This window comes from Gardnerella swidsinskii, assembly GCF_003397705.1.
GTDB classification, from domain to species: domain Bacteria; phylum Actinomycetota; class Actinomycetes; order Actinomycetales; family Bifidobacteriaceae; genus Bifidobacterium; species Bifidobacterium swidsinskii.
Genome location: NZ_QJVB01000003.1, coordinates 361,124 through 377,835 on the forward strand (window position 1 = coordinate 361,124; position 16,712 = coordinate 377,835).

At 37.6% G+C, this 16,712-nt stretch carries 18 protein-coding genes and 2 pseudogenes; 18 read left to right on the forward strand and 2 right to left on the reverse strand.

What is annotated here, in order from left to right; all coding sequences use genetic code 11:
• Positions 1–5 precede the first annotated feature (5 nt).
• From D0T18_RS05465 to D0T18_RS05495, 11 genes are all read left to right on the forward strand, one after another.
• Positions 6–1,394 (forward strand): DUF3027 domain-containing protein, encoded by a 1,389-nt coding sequence (locus D0T18_RS05465; protein WP_103014020.1) that lies wholly within the window; start codon positions 6–8, stop codon positions 1,392–1,394.
• Positions 1,395–1,545: 151 nt separating this feature from the next.
• A complete protein-coding gene (locus D0T18_RS05470; protein ID WP_103014021.1) occupies positions 1,546–4,122 on the forward strand; it encodes an ATP-dependent Clp protease ATP-binding subunit in 2,577 nt (858 codons plus the stop codon).
• A 63-nt stretch (positions 4,123–4,185) separates the two neighbouring features.
• Positions 4,186–4,953, forward strand: coding sequence for a DEAD/DEAH box helicase family protein (locus D0T18_RS07105; protein WP_205411951.1), 768 nt, complete (start codon positions 4,186–4,188; stop codon positions 4,951–4,953).
• Positions 4,954–4,977: 24 nt separating this feature from the next.
• Complete coding sequence (locus D0T18_RS07110) at positions 4,978–5,211, forward strand: hypothetical protein (RefSeq protein ID WP_205411952.1); 234 nt, start codon at positions 4,978–4,980, stop codon at positions 5,209–5,211.
• A 48-nt stretch (positions 5,212–5,259) separates the two neighbouring features.
• The gene (locus tag D0T18_RS07115) at positions 5,260–6,429 is read left to right on the forward strand and encodes a helicase-related protein (protein ID WP_240318291.1); all 1,170 of its coding nucleotides are present in this window, start codon (positions 5,260–5,262) and stop codon (positions 6,427–6,429) included.
• Entirely contained in the window at positions 6,414–7,211 is a 798-nt protein-coding gene (locus D0T18_RS07120) for a hypothetical protein (protein ID WP_240318292.1), read from the forward strand. Before D0T18_RS07115 ends, D0T18_RS07120 begins: the two co-directional genes overlap by 16 nt.
• Positions 7,212–7,294: 83 nt before the next feature.
• On the forward strand, positions 7,295–7,579 hold the full coding sequence (locus D0T18_RS07125; RefSeq protein ID WP_431306496.1) for a hypothetical protein: 285 nt from the start codon (positions 7,295–7,297) through the stop codon (positions 7,577–7,579).
• A gap of 15 nt (positions 7,580–7,594) precedes the next feature.
• Positions 7,595–7,912, forward strand: coding sequence for a hypothetical protein (locus tag D0T18_RS07130; RefSeq protein WP_431306497.1), 318 nt, complete (start codon positions 7,595–7,597; stop codon positions 7,910–7,912).
• 139 nt (positions 7,913–8,051) lie between these two features.
• Positions 8,052–8,987, forward strand: a complete 936-nt coding sequence (locus tag D0T18_RS05485; protein ID WP_116440622.1) for a hypothetical protein — start codon at positions 8,052–8,054, stop codon at positions 8,985–8,987.
• On the forward strand, positions 8,974–9,216 hold the full coding sequence (locus tag D0T18_RS05490; protein ID WP_116432030.1) for a helix-turn-helix domain-containing protein: 243 nt from the start codon (positions 8,974–8,976) through the stop codon (positions 9,214–9,216). Before D0T18_RS05485 ends, D0T18_RS05490 begins: the two co-directional genes overlap by 14 nt.
• 15 nt (positions 9,217–9,231) lie before the next feature.
• Positions 9,232–9,477, forward strand: a complete 246-nt coding sequence (locus D0T18_RS05495) for a PHP domain-containing protein (protein ID WP_116440623.1) — start codon at positions 9,232–9,234, stop codon at positions 9,475–9,477.
• A gap of 240 nt (positions 9,478–9,717) precedes the next feature.
• Here D0T18_RS05495 and D0T18_RS05500 read toward each other — a convergent pair whose 3' ends face one another.
• Together D0T18_RS05500 and D0T18_RS05505 are read right to left on the reverse strand one after the other, a co-directional pair.
• Positions 9,718–11,067: a hypothetical protein gene (locus D0T18_RS05500; protein ID WP_240318293.1), complete on the reverse strand. Its 1,350-nt coding sequence runs from the start codon at positions 11,065–11,067 to the stop codon at positions 9,718–9,720.
• Positions 10,994–11,701 (reverse strand): cell wall hydrolase, encoded by a 708-nt coding sequence (locus tag D0T18_RS05505; protein ID WP_116440624.1) that lies wholly within the window; start codon positions 11,699–11,701, stop codon positions 10,994–10,996. The genes D0T18_RS05500 and D0T18_RS05505 overlap by 74 nt, the downstream gene beginning before the upstream one ends.
• A 411-nt stretch (positions 11,702–12,112) precedes the next feature.
• On the opposite strand from D0T18_RS05505, the pseudogene D0T18_RS05510 reads away from it, so the two are divergent.
• The 7 genes and pseudogenes from D0T18_RS05510 to D0T18_RS05540 all read left to right on the forward strand — a co-directional run.
• Positions 12,113–12,340 (forward strand): annotated as a pseudogene (locus D0T18_RS05510) (hypothetical protein); the annotation flags it as partial.
• 344 nt (positions 12,341–12,684) lie between these two features.
• Positions 12,685–13,011 carry a hypothetical protein gene (locus D0T18_RS05515; RefSeq protein WP_116440625.1) on the forward strand — a complete coding sequence of 109 codons (327 nt, stop codon included), beginning with the start codon at positions 12,685–12,687 and terminating at the stop codon, positions 13,009–13,011.
• 47 nt (positions 13,012–13,058) lie between these two features.
• Positions 13,059–13,826 carry an ABC transporter ATP-binding protein gene (locus tag D0T18_RS05520; RefSeq protein WP_116440626.1) on the forward strand — a complete coding sequence of 256 codons (768 nt, stop codon included), beginning with the start codon at positions 13,059–13,061 and terminating at the stop codon, positions 13,824–13,826.
• 533 nt (positions 13,827–14,359) lie between these two features.
• Entirely contained in the window at positions 14,360–15,454 is a 1,095-nt protein-coding gene (locus D0T18_RS05525; RefSeq protein WP_116440644.1) for a hypothetical protein, read from the forward strand.
• On the forward strand, positions 15,444–16,175 hold the full coding sequence (locus tag D0T18_RS05530) for a hypothetical protein (RefSeq protein ID WP_116440627.1): 732 nt from the start codon (positions 15,444–15,446) through the stop codon (positions 16,173–16,175). Before D0T18_RS05525 ends, D0T18_RS05530 begins: the two co-directional genes overlap by 11 nt.
• A 54-nt stretch (positions 16,176–16,229) precedes the next feature.
• A complete protein-coding gene (locus D0T18_RS05535; protein ID WP_240318295.1) occupies positions 16,230–16,457 on the forward strand; it encodes a hypothetical protein in 228 nt (75 codons plus the stop codon).
• A 62-nt stretch (positions 16,458–16,519) separates the two neighbouring features.
• Positions 16,520–16,712: pseudogene (locus D0T18_RS05540) on the forward strand (hypothetical protein); the annotation flags it as partial.

Genomic DNA, 16,712 nt, shown 5'->3' on the forward strand with positions numbered 1-16,712 from the left:
TATTTATGACTGATGAAGTGATGGATCCACAAGAACTAGCTAGAAGTATAGCTGTGGAAACTTCAGAACGTACTGATGCAGTAGGAGATTTTGTATCTTCTATAGAGCTTGGCAACGGAGTTACAGACTTTCGTTTCGTAAGCAATTTAGTTGGGTATGAAGGCTGGCAGTGGTCAGTTACGTTGTATCATGATGAAGAAACGCAACGTTGGACCGTGAACGAATCAACGCTTGTTCCTACTGAAAATTCTTTGCTTTCACCACCATGGATTCCGTGGAAAGACCGCTTGAAACCAAGTGATCTTTCTGTAATGGACTCTATTGGCACATCTGAAGACGATTCTCGACTAGAAGATGGCTTCCGCCAAGTAAATAATATTGATGATAATAATTCTGAAAAGAATATAGAATCAACAAATTCAGATGATCATTCTGAGTCTAAAACTGAAGATGACGCTAAAGCTAATACTAGCGAAGAAGATGCAGACACAAACGCAAACGCAGAAAAAGATATTAATCAAAATCAAGAATCTTGCGATGCAAATAATGATTTTGACGAAGATCTTGAAGAAGCTGTTTCAACGCTAAGACTGTCTCGCAGACGAGTAATGACTGCGGAAGCAATTTCACAAACAGCTAAACGCTGGTACGCAGGTCAACATGGCCCAAAGTCGTTATCTACAAAAATTGCCGATGGCAAAGCATGTTCATCATGCGGATTCCTCATTCCTCTAGCTGGAAGTTTAGGCTCTATGTTTGGCGTATGCGCAAACATGTGGAGCCCAGACGATGGGCGAGTTGTATCGCTTGATCATGCTTGTGGTGAGCATTCTGACATTGAACCACCTGAGCCATCGCAGCTTTGGATTCAATCTGAACCTGCATACGACGATTATCATATTGACATTTTGCAACAAGCTCCACGAGATGAGCGAGCAGACGTTGAGCTTATTGAGGAAGCAATCGAAGACAGTAAGATGCATCGTCGTAAGCGCAGAAAATTAGATTCAAAATTGCGCAACAAAAAAGAAGCCTCAACAGACAAAGATGAACAAAATAATTTATCTGAATCTGATTTAATAGACAATTCAACTATTGACGAAAAATCATATGAAAATAATGATGACAAAAATCGCGAAATTGAAGTTGAAAATCAAACTGAAAAAATTGAAGAGACTGTAGCTAATGAATCTGAAAAATTTGAAAAATCCCAAAAAGATACAGATTATCCTGATTCTTCAGAAGTAAACTTAGTAGACGAAAATTCTGTTACAGAAGAAATACCGTTAACAGGAAAAGTGGAAGAGTCACAAGAATCTGAAGACACTTCAAAAACTACAGCATCCACATCAATGCGATTATATAAAAGAAAATCTCGCAGACAACATAAGTAATTATGCAAGAAACGAGAATATGAATATTTAGGTTCATCATTCATGATTATTGTGATGCTATGGAATGCTGTACGAATGAATAAATATATACGACGCTTCGCGTCATGGCGACTCGTTACCATGGAATGAAAGAAAAGAACGGAAGGTAGTTATGTTTGAACGGTTCACTGATCGCGCACGACGCGTGATTGTGCTAGCTCAGGAAGAGGCTCGCTCACTTCAGCACAATTATATTGGTACTGAGCATATTTTGCTCGGGCTTATTCGCGAAGGTGAGGGCATTGCCGCGAAAGCGTTAAGCTCAAAAGGCGTAGGCCTAGAAGGCACTCGCAAACAGGTTGAAGAGATGATCGGCAAAGGCACTGTTTCGCCTGCTGGTCATATTCCTTTTACGCCTCACGCTAAGCAAGTGCTTGAACTGAGTTTGCGCGAAGCTCTTCAGCTTGGTCACAGTTATATTGGTACTGAGCATATTTTGCTAGGGCTTATACGCGAAGGCGAAGGTGTGGGCACGCAAGTACTTATAAAGATGGAAGTTGATCTTGGAGACTTGCGAAGCACTACTGTTGATTTAATTCGTGGAGATAATGCTCCTAATGGTAGCGAGAAGGGCGAGTTAGCTAATGCTGGAAGTGTGCAAGATAAGCGAAATCAATCCGGCTCTGCTCTTCTTGATCAATTTGGACGCAATTTAACATTTGAAGCTCAAGAAGGAAAGCTTGATCCTGTTATAGGTCGTTCTGAAGAAATTGAACGCGTTATGGTTGTACTTAGCCGACGCACGAAGAATAATCCTGTGCTTATTGGAGAGCCTGGAGTTGGTAAGACTGCAGTTGTAGAAGGTCTCGCACAGAAAATCGTTGAAGGCGATGTGCCGGAAACGTTAAAAAATAAGCAAGTTTATTCTCTAGACTTAGGTTCAATGATTGCAGGATCTCGCTACCGTGGCGATTTCGAAGAGCGCTTGAAAAAAGTGCTTAAAGAAATTAAAACACGCGGCGATATTGTGCTTTTTATTGATGAGATTCACACTATTGTTGGAGCAGGTTCTGCTGATGGAGCTCTTGGTGCATCCGATATGCTTAAACCAATGCTTGCGCGTGGAGAGCTACAGACAATTGGTGCTACTACTACTGACGAGTATCGCAAGTATATTGAAAAAGATGCTGCTTTGGAGCGTCGTTTCCAGCCGATTCAAGTTCCAGAACCTACAATTGCTGAAACTATCGAGATTCTTAAAGGATTGCGTTCTCGCTACGAAAATCACCATCATGTAACTATTACCGATGGAGCTTTACAGTCTTCTGCTGAGCTTTCTGATCGTTACATTCAAGATCGTCACCTTCCAGATAAGGCTATTGATCTTATTGATGAAGCTGGTGCGCGCTTGCGTATTAAGCGCTTGACTCAGCCGCCTGAGCTCAAAGAATTAAACCATAAGATTGCTAAGATTTCTGAAAAGAAAGATGAAGCAATCAAGCAGCAAGATTTTGAAGAAGCTGCCAATCTTCGCGACGATCAAGAAAAGCTTGAGAATGAAGCTGCAGAGAAGGAAAAGGCTTGGCGAGAAGGCGAGTCTAATGTCAAGATGGTTGTTGATGAAGACATGATTGCTTCCGTTGTTTCAAGCACTACAGGCATTCCTGTAGTAAAGCTTACTCAAGCGGAATCACAGAAGCTTCTTCAAATGGAATCTGAACTTCACAAGCGTATTGTTGGTCAAGATGAAGCTGTGTCTGCTTTAGCTCGCTCGATTCGTCGTGCTCGAGTTGGTTTGAAGGACCCTAAACGTCCTTCTGGATCGTTTATTTTTGCTGGTCCTACTGGAGTTGGTAAAACTGAGCTTGCCAAGGCGCTTGCAAACTTCTTGTTTGATGACGATAATGCCTTAATCAGAGTTGACATGTCAGAGTTTGCAGAAAAGTATGCTGCGTCTAGGCTTTTCGGTGCTCCTCCTGGATATGTTGGATATGAAGAAGGTGGCGAGCTTACTGAAAAAGTTCGCAGAAAGCCATTCTCTGTGGTGCTTTTCGACGAGATTGAAAAAGCTCATCCAGATATTTTCAACACGCTTTTGCAAGTACTCGATGACGGTCACTTAACAGACGGTCAGGGTAGAAAAGTGGACTTTAAGAATACGATTATTATTCTTACCACCAATCTTGGTACTCGCGATATTGCGAAGGCTGCAAACACTGGCTTTACACTTGGAAATAACGCTGATTCCACGTATCAGCGTATGAAAGATCAGGTTAATTCTGAGCTTAAGCGTCATTTCCGTCCAGAGTTCTTAAACCGTTTGGACGACACTATTGTGTTCCGTCAGCTTACGGAGCCAGAAGTTCGTCAAATTGTTGACATGGACGTGAAGTTGCTTAACGACAGGCTGTTTGATCGTCACATGTCTCTAGAAATTACGGATGCCGCTAAGAATTTGCTTGCACAGAAAGGCTTCGATCCTTTGCTTGGTGCACGTCCGTTGCGTCGCGTAATTCAGCGAGATATTGAGGATACTATTTCTGAAAAGATTTTGCTTGGTGAACTTTCTGACGGCGAACACATTAAGGTGGATGCTGAAGGCGAAGGATTGCTGGGGGAGTTCACAATTAAAGGCGAAAAGTTTGAGACAATAGACACAACTGCTGCTGTTGCTACTGAAGAAAATAAATCTGAGGATAATAAGTCTGAAGATAGCGCAGCTAAAGAAGATAGCAATAAGAATAAGTAAAGTTACACAATAACTAACTGAATACACTAAAAGCCCGGCGCGTAAACTCGTCGGGCTTTTTGTTTGAATAAATTTTATAAAAATGCTATTGCAAGAAGTCTGTATGGAGGAAATACGCTTCTTGCCCATGTGGTAGGCAGTGGCAAGACCTTTGAAATGGTGGCTTCTGCAATGGAATCTAAAAGGCTTGGGATCTGTTCCAAGTCTTTATTTGTAGTACCGAATCACTTAACAGGTCAAATCGGCAGAGAGTTTATGCAGCTTTACCCGTCGGCAAATATTGTGATAACAGATAAGAAAGACTTTGAGCCGAAAAACAGAAAAAGATTTATCGGAAGAATTGCCACAGGAGAGTATGATGCCGTTGTAATCGGGCATACACAGTTTGAAAAGATCCCGATGAGTAAGGAATATCAGGAGAAGCATATCCAAGATCAGATTGATGAAATTATAAACTATGCGGAGGAATATAAGCATGACAGAAATCAGAACTTTACGGTAAAGCAGCTTGAAAAAACGAAAAAGAAGCTGGAAACAAGGCTTGAAAAGTTAAACGATGATTTTAAAAAAGACGATGTCATTACCTTTGAAGAATTAGGTGTAGATAAGCTCTTTATTGACGAGGCACATAATTACAAAAATCTCTACCTTTATACAAAAATGAGAAATGTAGCAGGTATTGGGCAGTCTGAAGCTTTTAAGTCCTCCAATATGTTTATGAAGTGCAGATACATGGATGAAATGACAGGTGGAAAAGGTATTGTCTTTGCCACAGGAACGTCTGTCAGTAACTCGATGACAGAGCTTTATACTATGCAGCGTTATCTTTAGTATGAAAGCCTTAAAAAGAATAATTTGGAGCATTTTGATAGCTGGGCTTCTACCTTTGGTGAAACGCAGTCAGCTTTTGAATTATCTTCGGAGGGAACAGAGTACAGAGTAAAGACAAGATTTTCCAAGTTCTATAACCTTCCTGAACTAATGAGTATGTTTAAAGAAGTTGCGGATATTCAGACAGCAGATATGCTAAATCTTCCAACACCTGAAGCACACTATGAAGTTATTAAAACTTTGCCAAGTGAAGAGTAAAAGGAAATCCTAAAGAGCTTATCGGAAAGAGCTGATGATGTGAGAAACATGGTAGTAGAGCCTGACGAAGATAATATGCTTAAAATTACCAATGACGGTAAGAAACTCGCCTTAGATCAGCGTTTAATCAATCCTTTACTTCCTGACAATCCTGACAGCAAGGTCAATGTGTGCGTGAAAAATGTCTTTTCCATTTGGGATAAGACAAGAGAAAATAAGTCCACACAGCTTCTTTTCTCCGATATGTCAACTCCAAAAGGAAATGGAGAGTTTAATATTTATGATGATATTAGAGAAAAACTTGTGGCAATGGGAATACCGAAAGAAGAAATAGCCTTTATCCATGAAGCAAATTCTGATAAGCAAAAGGATGAACTCTTTGCAAAGGTAAGAAAAGGTGAGATTCGTATTTTAATGGGTTCTACACAGAAAATGGGAGCCGGAACGAATGTGCAAAACAAGCTGATTGCACTTCATGATTTAGATGTCCCATGGCGTCCTGCCGACCTTGAGCAGAGAGCTGGAAGAATTGTAAGACAGGGAAATGAAAACAAAGAAGTCAGCATATACAGATATGTAACGGAGAATACCTTTGATGCGTACCTTTGGCAGACCATCGAGAATAAACAGAAGTTCATTTCTCAGATTATGACAAGTAAAACTCCTGTAAGAGTGGCGGAAGATGTGGACGAAAGCAGCTTAAACTATGCAGAGATTAAAGCCCTTGCTACAGGTGATCCGAAAATCAAGGAAAAGATGGATTTGGATAATGAGGTTACAAAACTTAAAATGCTTGAAGCAAACTATAAGTCCAACCGTTACAGATTAGAGGATAAGGTTGCTAAAAACTATCCGGAAGAAATTTCAAGAACAGAAAAGCTTATTGAGACTGTAAAGAAAGATATTAAAGATGTAGAAGCAAAAGCTGAAGGAGAGGAAAAGTTTGCTTCTATTACTATCGGTGGTGAGAAGATATTAGACAAAAAGTTAGCCGGAGAAAAGCTGCTTGAAGCTATTTCTAAAGTAAAGATCAATGAAAGCAAAGTTATCGGTAAGTATAGAAACATGGATTTAGAGGTAAGTTACAACTTCTTCACCAATGAGCATAACTTCAGCTTAAACGGTGCCGCAAAGCATTCAGGAGAGCTTGGAACGAGTGCGGACGGTAATATATTACAAGGCTTGATAATGCTCTTGAGAAAATGCCTGAGAAATTAAAGAGGCTTGAAGAAAAGCTCTTCAGCACAAAAGAACAGCTTGAAAATGCCAAAGAGGAATTACAAAAGCCTTTTGAAAAAGCTGATGAACTAAAGAATAAGGTGCTTCGCTTGGCAGAACTGAATAAGCTCCTTGATATGGGAGAAGTGGAAGAAAAGAGAAATGATAATCCCCTTGTAGAAGATGTAAAACGAGCCATCATTGACTTCTGCAACAGAGAGTATGAAGAAAATCATAGTTATGATGAGTTTGACGCTCTATATCCTGATTTAAAGCACATAGGAATTGCTTGTACTGATACACCGGATGAAAGACATGGCATAGAGTTTGAGTTAGACCTTGAGAATTATACAGCAACTCAATATGTAAATGATGTTGTAGTAAGTCATTATGATTATGTAAAGGAAAATGGAAGTGTTGAAAAGGCTCTTGATGTCATAAAATTTGAAATGGAAAATGGAGAGTTTAATACCTTTGTTTCGGTAGATGAAGAAGAATTAAAGCAAGCAATTGGACTTGAAATTGATGATGAAGGTAACTTCTATGATCCACTTTCTAAAGAACTTGATAATGATGGAATTGTTGACGGATATGACAATGACTTTAAGGACAGCGATTATTTTGAGTCAACCTATGATGTTGAAGATAATTTGCATACCAAAGAGGAAGCCGCACAGAAAACGGGTGATAAATCATCTATCTTAGGACAGATAAGAGCCTATCAGGAAGAAAGTAAAACAGAAGAAAAACAAACTGCAAAAGAACAGGAATATGTACGATAAGGGAGGGAAACCTCCCTTTTACCATGAAAGGAGAAAAAACATGGATTACAAAACAATGAGAAATCAGATAGAAGATATGGTAAGTGATAATCACAAGGACTTTGTTAAGGCGGTTATCAGCATGGAAAAAAGGTATCAACGATGAAAGTGCTTTGGATAAGCTCTATGAGGCTTATATGGACAATGACACCGTTAATTTACTGCATGAGGAATTTGATTACATGATTGAAGATTTAAGAGAACAGGGGCAGATTAAAGATCTTCCTTATGTTCAAGAGGAGAAAGATAATCTTGTCAATATCGTTGGAAATATTGTAGGAAAGATCGATGTAGTTGAAAGAGAAAATAAGAACGGCGAAGCCTTTTAAGTGGTAAACTTCTCTGTGGCATCTAAAGATGATGAGGGCAATAAGGTATATCATAATTGCTCCGCATACGGAGAAAAGGGTGATATTCCAAAAGACTTTAAGCAGGGAGATTTTGTAAAACTCTTTGGACAGATCAGAACTTCCGTTGACGATAACGGCAAGGAACATACTAACATTAGAATACTTTCTTCAAAACTCTTAAAGGCAAAAGAACAGATGAAAAGACAAGAAGAAAAGAAAGAATCTGTACTTGGAGCTATCAAAAAATATCAGGCTGAAGATAAGGAAAAGCCTAAAGAAAAGAAAGAAACATCAAAAGGAGCTGAGAGATAAACTTATGGTCGGTGTGGTCTTAGGACTGCACCGGCTCTTTTTTACTTGTGAAAGTTCGATTAAAGAGAATATTTTTATGAATGAAGTATATTTCATGGTATAATATAATAAAATAGTTTTCTCGAACGGAGGTTGCTGAATGAAAAAATTTGATAATGAAAAATATCAAATATTAGCAAAAGATTTAATGGGGGATATTTTTTATTCAGAGACATCTAATCGGAATAAAATTGCTACTATTCGCCAATACGCAGAAGTAATAGTGAGAAAAATTTTAGATATTGATTCAAGTGAAAAAGTGACAGTTGGAGCGAAAAAAATATCTGAAAAAATTGAGGAGCTTAACAATAGTAAGTTTTTAAAAGAAGCATTAGAGGATATTAAACAAGATGGCAACCAATGTACTCACACTGAGTATTTAGGAGATGTTACATCTGATGAATTTGACAAAATTGTGGATAAGCTTTTGGATATGCTTTCATTTATGCTTATAAATTATTTTGAAACTTATGAATTTGGATCAAGAAGTGATGTTTTACGCTCATTTTCATTGTTACCTCCAATAGTGCGATACAAGGTGTTAATATTTTTATATAAAAAATATCACAATAACATTCATGTTATTGATAGATTGGCATTAGCTATTGTTAAAGCATTTGATAAAGAAGAAGCAATCAGATGGGTTGAAGAAGAAAAAAACAACTTGATTAATTTAGACACAATGTCAGATAAAGTATTTGCTGAGGTTGCAAAAAATAAAGGGATAGAAATCGCAGAATTTATTAGATTTAGTTCACCCAATATGTATGAGTTGTGTATTGATAAAATTATGAAAATCGGAAATGAAATAGATTTGAAAGGTCATTTATATATTGATTTTGAAAGTGCATTGCCGTATTACAAGCAATATGGAATTATAGATGAGGATAGTGAAGAAATAAAAGAATTTAATGATATTATGGACTTTTTATATCTTGGAAGAAGAACAAAATTAGACGATTTTATTAAACTAAAAGAGCCATATGTGGTTCTAAATGCAATTATAGAGGATGATAATACAAATGAGGGTATTTAGCTATAAAAGACTGTTCAAAAAACTCATTGATTTAGAGATGAAAAACAATGAGCTGATGAAAAAAGCGAAGGTAAGTAAAAGTACATTTTATAAAATGAAGAATGGGCAAAATGTAACTACAGATGTTTTACTTAGAATTTGCAATGCTTTAGATTGTGACATTGATGAAATAGTGGAGTGCATTAAGATACAAAGTGAGTTTGATACAGAAAATAATAATGATATTTAGAAAAGGAAAATATATATGAAATTTGATTTACATATCCATTCCATTGCTAGTAAATATAAAGAGAGTGATGGTATTGTGGGTAATTCTACCATAGATAATGCAGAAGTTTTATTAAACAAGTTAGATGAAAATGAAGTCGGATTATTTTCTATCACAGACCACAACAGATTTAATGTTGAGTTATGTAATAAGTTAGACAGTAAAATAAAAACTGGAAGGTATAAGAATGTACACTTTAGGGTCGAGTGCACAGGATGTTAACGTTAAAAGGTGCACCCACTTTGCACACACCTGGTGAAGTGGGAAATGTTAATTAAGCACGATTAATGCACAGTATGATGAAATACTAGTTCGCTAATTAGTGAGTTTTCTCTATTTATTGATCGCAAAACATAGGGAAATTAGGCAAGAAAAAAGACGATAGATTTTTTCTTTTTTCTATCGTCTTACAAATTTAGTATTCAATTTTTCAGTTCGTCAAACTGTAATTTGGCAAATCGTCTACATTTGTGGATTAATTGCAAAATCGCTGAAATGACATCCATCTACTTTCCCAGCAAGAAGATTACTTGTTGTGTTATCAAAATGCACGGTTTGTTGTAGTTTAAAATTCTTTTTGTTAAGAAAATACAATGTAGATTGTGGTGTCTTTTCTCCATTTGCGTTATCTAAAATTGCTATAGCATTTTTAGTGGTTTGCATCCAATATCTTTTTGGATTGAACTTGCTTGAAGTATTTACTGGGATGGTAAATGTAATTTGCGTTTTCCCAGTAATTGTATTAATTTTATACAGCACGCCTGTGCCTTGGTCGAGTGCTAAGAGCTCGCGATCATTGAGCATTGTCCTATTCCCATATGAAATATTTTCAAAATCGTGTTTTTCCCCATAGTTATAGGCTATGCGCTTATTTTGCAAGGTTAGCGGTATAAAATCGAATTTTCCTGATTGCGTATTCCACCGATTAATACCGTACGTGGTGAAAGTGAATTCAGGATTGTCTTTTTTATATTCCGTTGTGTCTCCAATCGAAATGATGGTGTTGCGAATGCAAGGAGCTGTGTCGTTTCCTATCGTAGAAAAACTATGTACCGTCGTTTCAGAATTTTTGAGTATATGTTTTATGGGTATTGAATCTTGGAGTTTTTTTATTACGAATCCATTTGTTCCATTAAAACTATTAGTTCCATTGTCGCTGGGGCTAATGGTGTACGTGCCACTCCCGCAAGCGCTCGATACATCATATATACGTGATTGCATAATATCTGTATTTCGCGGTTTGCCAAGGGTAATACTATTGAATTCGAGTTGATTTTTCCTAGTGCGAGTAAAACCGTGGTCAAGAACACTAATAACTTCGTGCTGATTATTTTCAAAAATTCCAGCTTGTGCAGCAGGTAATTTTTTGTGATGTTTAATTGCAATACGCATGTTACTTTTTTGGGCAAGGAAATAGTCAAATTTAGCGTCTACGAAATACAAACCATCAGTGTTCCATAATATGTTAGGAGATTCAATGGCATAAGTGGTAATAGTTTGAGAAGTTCCATCGTTGTTGAGTAATACGATGAATCCATCTCGCTTCTTCTCTTTGCCGGCAGTCATGTCACCTATTGCCACAGCGCCAACGGCATGTGAAAGATTTGCTTGTTTATAACTAATTTGTGTAGGCATCTGCTGCCAAAACAGTAGAAACAATATAGCTGATGCGATGACGGCGGCAGAAAAGCATAGTAAAACAATAATTATCTTCTTGCTTAATTGTTTCATCTTGTCATCAAAGCTTTCTGTATGTTGTGGCTTTTGTTGTTTTTTCAAGATCCCAAGGCCAGACGAGTTCATCGTTGCCATCGTCAATGTCTATTCCAGCGCCATATTTATAAGAAGCCCAGACTAATTGCGCGCAATGTAGTCCTCCCCAGTCGTTTTTATTCGGTTGCCAGAAAGCATCATTATATCCACGACCGATATAAGTTCGAGCTCGATCTGCAGCTTTTGCTCTATTGGCATTAGATGTATTAACAGAACGTATTATTGCTCCTGGAGCTACAAGAGTCTTGAAAGCTAGTTTTTCTCTAGCTACTTCTCCTGATCCTACTGCCTCAACAATTTTATTTTTTTGCGAGTAAATGCCTGTGTGACCATGTAGTCCTGCAGGAGTGAAATAAAAATCACCACGATGTTGAGCGTTTGGTAGCGCTATAGTTGCTGGGCTGGAAGATTTATCTTGTTGGTATTTATTGATATTTGGATTTTGCAATAATTCCATTTCTGCATCGAGCACTTTTTCTTTGCTCCAATGATGATATTGAGCTATTTCTTGCACGCTTTTATCTAGCTTTTCTTTATTTACGTAATAAGGTAACGCATTTGCAAAATTTGATAATTTATCATCATATGATTCTTTGGCAAAAGCGGAAGATGTAGGCCATAGTACGCATAAAACAGCTGCAATTGTAATTGTTTTGAAAAGTTTCTTATTCATAATAGCCTCATTGTTATTGTGGATAATTTTACCTGTAATATGTCGCCGACGACATATTTATATTGTATATTATTTGCAGAAGTCAGTCTATAAAATATTCGTAAAACATTGCAATTTCACCTTAAATATGCAACATGTGATTGATTTTAGGAAATAGCCCTTAATCTTGATTTCAAAACTTGAGTCTAGTACACTCAAGTTTTAGGAATAAAGTTATAGGAAAATCTGTTATACGTATCAGATACATGAAAGTGAAAGCTCGTTAGAACTCGAAAGTATCGTCAAAAAGCTTGAAATTGCAACGAGAGTTGCAATAAAGGTTGCAACAAAAGTTGCAGCGATTTGACTTAACTGAAATGTGTTTTACAGCTTTCGTGGAAGTGAGGTAGATATGGAACAAAAGTTTACAACCTTAGCGCAAGACGCATTAGCTTGGATGTGAGTGACTCTGCTCGCGCTTGGCTTGCGGAGCATGGCTACGATCCAGTTTATGGTGCTCGTCCGTTACGCAGATTGGTTCAAACAGAAATTGGCGACCAGCTTGCGCAGTTGCTGCTTTCTGGAAAGATGCATGATGGCGCTCGCGTAATCGCGGATTGTGAGAATACTAGCGACCATGTGACCCTAAAGATTGCGTAGTGCCTGCATTCTTTAATGTAGTCAAATAAAACAAAGCGTGCTGTTTATTGGATTATTCCCCAGTAGACAGCACGCTATTTTTATATCTGAATAATTGAAAACAAAAAGATTTGTGCAAATTACATTCTTTTTTATTTGAAAAATAAATTAAGACCTTTACGCCAAGTAATGAAATGATGCAAAGTACTACGCATGCTACGTCATAACTGCCGACATAAGGATAATTAAGAAAAGCTAGTACTCCCAAAATTAAGCTTGATATAGCAAGATTGTTATTATATAATAAGCATCACGTATTCAGGGCTGAATACGTTATTAAGCAGATTGAAAATGGAGATACGAATATGTTCGCAAAGAAAGGATTTGCAATAGTTGCGCTTGCTGCTATTGTTTATGCTATGCCAATGTCAGCTTATGCTCAGATGAGTGGTTCTGTAGTTGGAATAGACAGAGAAAGTATACCTTGTACGGCTAGTGTTCATAATAATCAAGCAAAGTTGGTATGCCATCATTCTCCAAAATTTGTGCGTGCGAGAATAGCTTGCCGTTTTTGGCCAGATCAACTTACTAATTGGATAAAAGATGGCGTTGAATATTCTGGTGGCTGTATTTTTGGGGTTAATGATACTCCTAGTGGCAACCCTGTCACCATGGAAGTTGGAAGTAATTAGTCTAGTTGGTATAAATATCAAATTGCTATAACGTTAAGTGGGGAGATATGCAAGAATCATATACGGGCTCAGATGTGCAACTTGTTAATGTGAATTTTTCGTATGGGAAAAAACAAATTTTGCATAATCTTTCTATAGATTTATCTTTTGGCATATGTGGTCTTTTGGGGCCAAATGGTGCTGGGAAAACTACTCTGCTTAACGTTATAGCGACGATTTGTGCTCCCTCTAGTGGGAAACTTTTTGTTCATGGCTTTGACGTAACTGATTGTGCGGAAAGGGCTAAAGCTCGGTCAAATATTGGTTATTTGCCACAATCATTTGAACTTATGAATGCATCGAGTGTGTTAAAAAATGTTCAATATGCCGCATGGGCGCGAGGTTTATCGTGGAGTGCTGCGTATCAAGCTGCTTGGAATGCTCTCAAACAGGTTGGCTTGGAAAAACAAGCACATCGCATCGTTGCTAAAATATCAGGAGGTCAGCGTCAGCGTGCTGGTATTGCTTGTGTGATTGCTAGTCAGCCTGCAGTACTAATACTTGATGAGCCTACTGTTGGTTTAGATCCTGAGCAGCGTATTGATATTCGTAATTTTCTTAAGTCTTATTCGCAAAAGCATACTGTTATTGTCAGTACACATTTAGTAGAAGATTTAGCAGTAATTGCGGATCGGGTTATAGTTCTTAATGAAGGAATTATATTGCTTGATGGGAAAATGGATAATCTTCTTCAATATGCTAATCGTGAAGATCTTATGGTAACTCCATGGGAATCAGGGTATAGACATTTGCTATCTAAATTTCATAAAAATTAGTAATAGCAGTAACTGGATATGTATAGTTTCTTATTTCGTTAATGTGGTAGCAAGTAGGGGTGTGATTAAATATGCGTCAATATTCTAACTTTTTAACTGAATTCGGATTTTTTACGAAAAGTCATAAGAAGTGCACAATTGTTTCACATATTATGTCCCCATTATCTCTAGTAAGCAGTTGTATTTTTAGCTTATTTTTGATTGCATATCCTATTTTTTTGGGTGTGGCAAATTTTTTAGCGCATAATAATAATTATGCGCTTTGGTTAAGAATTGATGTCACATGGATGCATTGTTTGTCTGATATTGTTGCTTGCATTTTTGGCGCATGGTGTTCATGTAAAGCTTGCTCGCCTAGATGTTTGGTTAATCCTGCGTGGTGTGCAGGAAAATCAACCAGTCGTTACGCTATTCCTATACTAAAAGGCGCTATACTGTGCAGTTTGTTATATTGCGTAAGTATATTGCCAACAGTAATTCAGAGTGATGTAAATATTACAAATTTTCCGTATTTTCCACTATTATGTGGAGGTGTGACGCCAAGTGCATTTTTTGCAATTGGTTTTACTTTAGGAGTAATTATTGGCAATCGTTGGGCAATTGTATTCTCAGCTTTATTATCTTTTGCAATAATTTGGTGCTGTATTTATGGCGTCATAATAATGCGTAATGGCGCCATACCTCAGGGAGATATTTTTCCTAGATATTGGGGTAGTAGTTTATATGCAATACTTCCAGTGTCGGATGCTGGTATTGGTGCTGAGCCTGGTTTGCGTATGAACCCATGGTTGGTGGGTTTGCGCATATTCTTTGTGTGTGTTGTTATTGTTTCATGCATTCTTTGTTGCGCGCATATTAGATATTTTTGGCAAAAGGGATCTTATTGGTGCATAAAAGCAATAAGTATTTCTTTAATTATGCCAATAGTATGCGCTTGTTGTATAGCTATGTGGGGTCCAAAACCTTGGATTCGCTCTGGACCTTTTGTGCCTCAGTGTACGACGTTTAAAGATACTGCTTTTTCTGTTTGTGTACATCCTGAAGAAGCTTATATTCGTAAACTTCGTGCTGTTAAACATCTGAAAACTGTTGCTTCTTGGTTTCCTAAGAATCAGAGAGATTCGCAAGGCAAAGGAATTGTGCTTGTGCTTGGAAATGCGTTTACTCCAACAAATACTGAAAAATCTTGGAATCTTACTAATAGTGGTTTAATAAAGTTACGTAATCTTAAAGCTACTGTTATTCAACAACAAACAGATACATTTGTTAGGCGTTCTGAGAAATATGGTGATATGACTGGTATCGCTCAAGAAGTGTTACAAAGATTTGTGCCTGCAAAATGTGCATCAAGCGCTATGAAAGAAGTATATGTAAAAAAGAATCTTGATTCAAACGCTTCTGTTACAGCATTTTTGCTTGCTCAGCTTCCTTCTCGTATAAGTAATGATGTGTATGGGTCATATGGATTTATTACAGGTGAAGCAAACGATAAAGTGGCTATGAGTATTAATAATGCTGATGATGCTAAGCTGAAACAATTTGTAAAAAATCATGTTAAAGAACTTAATCAATGCCTCATAACTCCACAACAAGTCTTATCGGAACTTGGTGATAAGCATGAAAAATAATTTTCGCGCTTGGCTTGAAGGTAGGCATTATATTGTTGCAATCGTTGCAATTTTATTGTCCGTAGTCCTTCCCTCTTTAATGCTTGTTATATTCAGATCATTTGTAACGCAGTTGCCAGTTTATGTTGGTTATATTTGTTTGCCAGATTCTGCTAATGTGCATAATGCGGTAGAAGGTATAACGTTCCAATGTCAATCTGGTAGTAGTGTTGTTAATTTTGTTGTTCCTCTGTATGAAGTTATTGTAGTTGGGCTTATTACCGCGGCATTCGTTTGCCTTGCTCCGATTATGGTATCGTGGGAACGTTTCGTGATGAAAAGGCTGCGAATATATGCATTGAGTGCTGCTTTATTGTGTTTGTTTGTTTCATTCGGCGCTTCAGTGTTAATTGTTCGTATAATTGACTTGCAGTTATTGAGTACATTGCAGATGATTTTAGGTAATGCTTGGATTGATATTGTGCTCATAATGATTGGATTAGCCTGTTTTGGAAGGTTTTACGGCCTTGCATTTGGTGTCTTTTTAGCGGTGATGAACATTGCCACACAAGGTTTGCAAAGTAAAATTGGATTGATTTTGCGATGGTATCCTTCTGGAACTTTGCCTGTAATTCCTGGACAATCCATATTGTTATACGTCATTGTTGTGCTTACTATAATTGCAGTTTGCCTATGGAGCGGCACGTGTGGACGTGGATTGCTTTATTTTGAACGCGCTTAAAAGACGTGTCTAATTATATTTCAAAAGTCAACTCAATAGTGTTTAACAGAACGTATGTTCGATAATATTGTGATGCTTGTTTTAATGGTGGTTGCTGTAGCAATAACCGCTGTTATTGTGTTGACTATTGTTAAGCACAACTCTGGAACGCAAGGCGCTAATGGCGTAAGTCAACGCGAATTTAACGAATTGCGCTCGCAGTATGAACAAGCGCGCGCTCAAGCGCAAGAAAATGGCAATCAGGCTATACGATATCGCAGCAAGCAGAACAATTGCGAGTGAATCGCGAAGAACAATTGCGTGCAGAGCGAGAAGAACGCGAACGGTTAAATCGTGAAAAAACTTTGAAAAAGCAAGGTAAAGTCTTGGAAGCGCTTGCTCCAGTAAAAGACAATTTTTCTATGCTTGGTAATCAAGCGTATGAAGGATCGGTTTTGCCTTCTATTATTATTGTGGGTTTGCCGGCTTGGGTGATTGGTTTTCGTAAGACTTTTATGACGGTTGCCGATTTTCTTTCGCCATGCTCTGGTTGGATTG

What these genes read in the sequence shown, in the direction of transcription:
- D0T18_RS05535 (WP_240318295.1), top strand. Translation starts at nt 16,230, where the DNA reads ATGTTCGATAATATTGTGATGCTTGTTTTAATGGTGGTTGCTGTAGCA.
- D0T18_RS05505 (WP_116440624.1), bottom strand. Translation starts at nt 11,701, where the DNA reads ATGAATAAGAAACTTTTCAAAACAATTACAATTGCAGCTGTTTTATGC.
- D0T18_RS05515 (WP_116440625.1), top strand. Translation starts at nt 12,685, where the DNA reads ATGTTCGCAAAGAAAGGATTTGCAATAGTTGCGCTTGCTGCTATTGTT.
- D0T18_RS07115 (WP_240318291.1), top strand. Translation starts at nt 5,260, where the DNA reads ATGGTAGTAGAGCCTGACGAAGATAATATGCTTAAAATTACCAATGAC.
- D0T18_RS05465 (WP_103014020.1), top strand. Translation starts at nt 6, where the DNA reads ATGACTGATGAAGTGATGGATCCACAAGAACTAGCTAGAAGTATAGCT.
- D0T18_RS05490 (WP_116432030.1), top strand. Translation starts at nt 8,974, where the DNA reads ATGAGGGTATTTAGCTATAAAAGACTGTTCAAAAAACTCATTGATTTA.
- D0T18_RS05470 (WP_103014021.1), top strand. Translation starts at nt 1,546, where the DNA reads ATGTTTGAACGGTTCACTGATCGCGCACGACGCGTGATTGTGCTAGCT.
- D0T18_RS05520 (WP_116440626.1), top strand. Translation starts at nt 13,059, where the DNA reads ATGCAAGAATCATATACGGGCTCAGATGTGCAACTTGTTAATGTGAAT.
- D0T18_RS07120 (WP_240318292.1), top strand. Translation starts at nt 6,414, where the DNA reads ATGCCTGAGAAATTAAAGAGGCTTGAAGAAAAGCTCTTCAGCACAAAA.
- D0T18_RS05495 (WP_116440623.1), top strand. Translation starts at nt 9,232, where the DNA reads ATGAAATTTGATTTACATATCCATTCCATTGCTAGTAAATATAAAGAG.
- D0T18_RS05485 (WP_116440622.1), top strand. Translation starts at nt 8,052, where the DNA reads ATGAAAAAATTTGATAATGAAAAATATCAAATATTAGCAAAAGATTTA.
- D0T18_RS05530 (WP_116440627.1), top strand. Translation starts at nt 15,444, where the DNA reads ATGAAAAATAATTTTCGCGCTTGGCTTGAAGGTAGGCATTATATTGTT.
- D0T18_RS05500 (WP_240318293.1), bottom strand. Translation starts at nt 11,067, where the DNA reads ATGGCAACGATGAACTCGTCTGGCCTTGGGATCTTGAAAAAACAACAA.